The 1,304-nt window shown below is 69.6% G+C and carries 1 protein-coding gene; it reads left to right on the top strand.

What is annotated here, in order from left to right:
- Positions 1-1,304, top strand: a 1,304-nt coding sequence (locus ACMZ42_RS27120; RefSeq protein ID WP_415733442.1) for a 3-hydroxyacyl-CoA dehydrogenase family protein, incomplete at both ends; no start/stop codon positions are given.

Genomic DNA, 1,304 nt, shown 5'->3' with positions numbered 1-1,304 from the left:
GTGCGAAGGACCGCAACGCGCAGGCCCAGCACGCGGCGATCGACTGCGTCGAGGCCGCCACACGCCTGCCTCTCGCCGAGGGCCTGCGCTATGAGCGCTCCCGGTTCGACGAGTTGGTCGCCGGGCCCGAATCCAAGGCGCTGCGCCACATCTTCTTCGCCGAACGCCAGGCCCCCAGGGTCATCGGCCTGGCCGCGGACACACCCGCGCCGCAGGTCGCGAAGGCGGCCGTGATCGGCGCCGGCACCATGGGCGGCGGCATCGCCATGGCGTTCGCGAACGCGGGCATCCCCGTCGTTCTGTTCGAGCGCGACCAGAAGGCCCTGGAACGGGGCGTGACGCGGATACGCCACAACTACGAGATCACCGCTGCCAAGGGCAAGCTCACCGCCGGTCAGATCGACGAACGCATGGGGCTGATCCGCCCCACCCTCGTCCTGGACGACGTCGCGGCCGCCGACCTCGTCATCGAGGCGGTCTTCGAGAACATGGACGTGAAGAAGGACGTCTTCCGTCAACTGGACGCGGTCTGCAAGCCCGGTGCCATGCTCGCCTCCAACACCTCACGACTGTCCGTCGACGAGATCGCCGCCGTCACCTCCCGCCCCCAGGACGTCATCGGCCTGCACTTCTTCAGCCCCGCCAACGTCATGCGGCTCCTCGAAGTGGTGCGCGGCGCGGCCACCTCCCCGGCCACCCTCACCGGGTGCATCGCGGCAGCGCGGCGCATCGGCAAAGTCCCGGTCGTTGTGCGCAACCACGAAGGCTTCGTCGGCAACCGCATGCTCACCCCGTACTGGCGCGAGGCCAACTTCCTCCTGGAAGAAGGAGCTTCGCCGCTCCAGGTCGACCAGGCACTGACCCGCTTCGGCATGGCGATGGGCCCGCACAACGTCGCCGACCTCGCCGGCCTCGACATCAACTGGGCCACCCGCAAGCGCCTGGCCGCCACCCGACCCGCCCACCTGCGGTACTGCACGGTTCCCGACCGTATCTGCGAGCTGGACCGCTTCGGCCAGAAGACCGGCGCCGGCTACTACCGCTACGAGGACTGCAGCCGCACCCCCCATCCGGACCCGCTGGTCGACGAGATCATCGCCGAATGCGCGCGCGAGGCCGGCATCGAGCGACGCACCCTGACCGACGAGGAGATCGTCGAGCGCTGCGTCCTCGCCCTGGTCAACGAAGGCGCCCGGATCCTCGACGAGCAGATCGCCCAGCGTGCCTCCGACATCGACGTCGTCTATGTCTCCGGCTACGGGTTCCCCGCCCGGCGCGGCGGCCCCATGCACTACGCCGAGACC

This window comes from Lysinibacillus sp. NPDC056185, assembly GCF_047737915.1.
GTDB lineage: Bacteria > Bacillota > Bacilli > Bacillales_A > Planococcaceae > Lysinibacillus.
Note: the sequence above shows the minus strand (reverse complement) of the source record. Positions and strands in the feature narration are given on the sequence as shown.